The organism is Mesorhizobium salmacidum (SeqCode) (genome assembly GCF_037179605.1).
Taxonomy (GTDB): domain Bacteria; phylum Pseudomonadota; class Alphaproteobacteria; order Rhizobiales; family Rhizobiaceae; genus Mesorhizobium; species Mesorhizobium salmacidum.
The window spans coordinates 1-3,897 of the sequence record NZ_JAPYKS010000064.1; the positions used below are offsets into that span (position 1 = coordinate 1).

Genomic DNA, 3,897 nt, shown 5'->3' on the forward strand with positions numbered 1-3,897 from the left:
ATAGGCTGGACAAACTCTTGGCCGTCGAGGGTCGGCCGCAAGCAGATCCGGCCAGATGTAGCTGCGCCCATTTTGCCGCCGTTCATGCCACGGATCGAGCGTTCACTTGGGTCCGCCGCGGCACCAAAGGCCGCGAATTTGGTGCGCGGAACGATGATGGAGCATCAGAACTCGGGACGATGCTCGCAGAAACGCGAGCAAGTTCGGATCTGCGCCCAAGGAGGCAACAGCAGCACTGACGAACCAGCAAGGTGGCCTCTTTGTCCGTCCTTCAGCGGCCAAGCCGTCAAACGTCGTCCAGATCTTTCAAGCGGTGCGGAGCCAACGCAGTGTAGACGCTATCCTGCTCGCGACAGGGGGCGGCAACCCGCGCCGCGCCTCATCAGTCGCGCTAGAGAAATGTCAGCGATCGCCAGCCAGTTTTCAGCACGAGGCAGACAGGTCGCGCGTACTTTTGGCCAGCTCCGTAGTGCTGCTGCTCAACGAGCCGACTGTCAATTTTACCGCCAGCGAGCGCTAGAGCGCAATGAATTCATTGTGATGTGACACAGCTTTGCTGAGCTGTTTCAACGTCCACCTGAATGAGGTGGATGATGGCAAGGACGCTCAGGGACGATCTTCGGTCGCCGGTATTGGAGGGTAGCGATGAGGGTACGTCGGCGCGACAGGCGGCGGCGCGGTCCGGCGTGGCGATATCGGCTGCGATCCATCGAATCGGGCGGCGAAAATCGGCGAGCGAACGCCTCGGCCAAAGGGCTGGCGGCGCGCCTCCGGTCTCGATGCGCATGAAGCCTTCATCGCCGGGTTGATCGAGGCTTGCAAGGACATCTCGCTGGACGAGATGGTTGACTGCTGGCCTCGAGCGGTCCGCACGCATTGGTCGCAGTGCCTTCAGCGTGCTGGCACGGGCCTTTGCGCAAACTAACGAAAGGCAACCCTGTTGAGGGCTGACCACGCAAGACGTGCGATTCTTTTGGTTTGTGTTCCGTTTCCGACAAAGACACACATTTGGCAATAACTTTGGAGAGCGACATGGTGCTTCGAATGGATTCCCCGGCCCCTGCGATCAAGGTGCAGAGCTGGCTGCGTGGCGAGCCGCTGACCGCCTTTCAGCCTGGGAAACTGTACATCGTCGAGTTTTGGGCGACGTGGTGTAGCCCCTGCGTGGCGGCGATGCCCCATTTGGCTGAGCTCCAGGAGAAATACAAGGATCGCGGGCTTGAGGTTGTCGGAGTCGCAGCTTCTGAACGCGCTCCGACCGCGGACGAAGCGCGTACCAAGCTGGACGCGTGGTTGACCGAAAACTGCTCGTATCTGAATTATCGGATAGCGTTCGACTTCAAAGGCGAAATGGACAAGCTTTGGATGGAACCCAGCCTCTCCCTCGGGATTCCGACCTCGTTCGTTGTCGATCGTGATGGCGCCATCGCCTTTATCGGTCACCCGATGGACCTCGCTAAGGTCTTGCCCAAAGTGATCAACGGCAGCTGGCGCACCAGCAAGCAAGCGAAGGCCGGTGATGCGAAGCGGATTGCCGAAGGTGAAGCCAGCATGCGCGAACGAGCCTTGAAGAAGCCGATCCTTGAGAAATTTCGGGCGGCGTCGGAGGCACAGGATTGGACGACGGCGCGCTCGGTCATCGACGAAGGCGTCGCCTTGTTGCCGGACGACCTCAATTTGCGCTTGCTTCAGGCGCATCTGCTGCTTCACGAAATACGCGACATGCGGGCAGGCTTGCCGGTCATCCAGCTATTGGTTCGCGACGCGATAGAGAAAAACTCCGATCTTTGGCTGGGTCAGGTGTTACAACAACTCTTCCATCCGGGGAGGGACAATTCGCACCTTCCGTCTGCCGAACGCTTCGCGATGGGCAAAGAGCTGTCCGAGCACATCCTGGCACTGAATCCCCCGGAAGGCGAGGTCGACCTCAAGTTCCTACATTGTCCGGCGCTCGGTCAGTACTTTTACGAGACCGGCGACAAGGATCGCGCGATCAAGTTGGTCGAAGTGACAATGAAGTCGCTGGCGGATTGGCAGGATGGCTCAGACAAACTGAAACAGCAGCTTGGACCGGGGTTGCTGCAGGCCCTGGCCAACTATAAGGGTGAGAAGGTTTGTTCAGGAGATCTCTGTGCGACTCCACAAAAGGATTTCCCGATTGTCAAAGCGCAGACGGCGGAAGACCAAACATTAAGATAACGCGTAGGAAATGCTTTGGCCTCTCTAGGCGAGACTGTTGGGCGAGCGCACGCGCATCGTAACCGCAAAAGCGATTGAGGTCTGGGTCTATGCGCCGTGGCCTTCCTGGGTCGGATGGGATGCTGTCTCTCATCCCGCCTCTGTGTGCATCAGCAAAGGCCTGCCTGGCGAGCTCAGGCAGGACGCCGTCAATGATGGCCGGTTGGCGCGGCGCCCAAAAATCGGTGAGCTATTGTCGTCATCGGTTCTCCAAAAACGGAGCGTCTTCGGCGCGACCCTTGTTGGGAGTGGTATTCCCCGCGGTTTCCTTCTGTGCCCGCGTACCCAAGGTGCAGGACTTCGCCTGCACCTCAAGAACCAACTCTGCAGCGGCCGCTCGGTTCAGCGTCAGCACGGATCATCCTGGAACACGGATCGCACAGGCTGGACGCCACAAGCTCTTTGGCCGTCAAGCCGGCGGCAAGAAGATCCGGCCAGATGTAGCTGCGCCTATGTTGTCTTCGTTCATGGCCGCGGATCGAGCGTTCGCTTGGGTCCGCCGCGACATCATTTCGCGCGTGGCCCGATGACGCGAGCATCAGAAGTCGGGATGCTTACGTAGAAACACGAGCAAGTTGGGATCCTTGCCCAAAGAGGCAACAACAGCACTGAGAAACCCGCAATCGCAAGGTGGCCTATCCGATCCGATTGACGACGGCTGACGATCGCTGTGGCCCGCTGTTTCCAGCCCCTGAAGCGTGTCATCCAGATCTTTGAGAATGCGTCGTATTTTGGTCAGGAAACGGTCGCCGACGGCCGTCACCCTGACCCCGCTCGGATAGCGGTGGAACAAAGTCACGCCCAGTCTCAATTCGAGATCTTTGACGCGCCGGCTGAGCGCGGAATGATGAACCCTAAGGCGCCGGGAGGCGCCGAGGAAGCTGCCTTCCTCAGCCACCACAGTCGCATAATGAAGCGTGATAAGTTGGATGGAGCGGCGCATGGCACCTTTTGCGTGGGCGGACCGTGTCTTGCGATTACGATGTGGATTTGTTGCTGGCTGCGCTGCGTGTCTCTCGAAGCCTTTGCAGGGTGCGCTCATCAAAATTGGCTGTCACCGCGACCGTCTCTTCACCGCCGATTATTTTGGGCAGCCCAAGCGGCGTCACCTTGAAATGCAATTGCACCAGGCGCAGCAGCCAGAGTGGGTTCATTTCGACAATGATCGTGTCGACCCCGCTGCCGAGCCCCCACTCGACGATGCCGGACAAGAGTGCATTGGCAACGGGACTCAGCATCCGTCCCCGCTCGCGATATTGCGGCTCCACACAGTAACGCGACCATTCCCAGATGTTTTCTCCGACGGGACGCGTGCCTTCGCACAGCTCCGGTAAGATGTCCGACAGAAGATGAGGGCGCGTCGAAGGCAGTAAGCGTTGATAGCCGACGACGCGGTTGTCGGCGGTGAACAGCATGTGGACAGCCCGCCTGTCGTCGAAACGGTCGACCTCACGACCATCTTCGCGCCACAGGTCGGTCCAGCCCTTTTCTTCGACAAACACCTTGTGGCGGAGGCGGAACGCCTGATCCAGTTCCGCCTGATATTCTTCGGCATTGTGCGACGTGACGACAAGAAGCATCTCGGGTGTCCTCCAGTTTCGAGGCCAACCCAATGGTTCATCGCGGACCGATGCGGCATCACGCGATTGCGTGAGGCTA

The 3,897-nt window shown here is 59.1% G+C and carries 4 protein-coding genes; 1 reads left to right on the top strand and 3 read right to left on the bottom strand.

What is annotated here, in order from left to right:
- Nucleotides 1-532: 532 nt before the first annotated feature.
- On the bottom strand, nt 533-787 hold the full coding sequence (locus O7A60_RS32095) for a hypothetical protein (protein WP_415926886.1): 255 nt from the start codon (nt 785-787) through the stop codon (nt 533-535).
- Nucleotides 788-1,032: 245 nt separating this feature from the next.
- Here O7A60_RS32095 and O7A60_RS31570 point away from each other — a divergent pair, with 245 nt between their 5' ends.
- Nucleotides 1,033-2,199, top strand: coding sequence for a TlpA disulfide reductase family protein (locus O7A60_RS31570; RefSeq protein WP_337109557.1), 1,167 nt, complete (start codon nt 1,033-1,035; stop codon nt 2,197-2,199).
- Between the two features lie 577 nt (nt 2,200-2,776).
- On the opposite strand, the gene O7A60_RS31575 is transcribed toward O7A60_RS31570, so the two are convergent.
- Together O7A60_RS31575 and O7A60_RS31580 are read right to left on the bottom strand one after the other, a co-directional pair.
- Nucleotides 2,777-3,181, bottom strand: coding sequence for a LysR family transcriptional regulator (locus tag O7A60_RS31575; RefSeq protein WP_337109558.1), 405 nt, complete (start codon nt 3,179-3,181; stop codon nt 2,777-2,779).
- 34 nt (nt 3,182-3,215) lie between these two features.
- The coding region (locus O7A60_RS31580) for an acyl-homoserine-lactone synthase (protein ID WP_337109559.1) at nt 3,216-3,897 on the bottom strand (682 nt) is incomplete at its 5' end.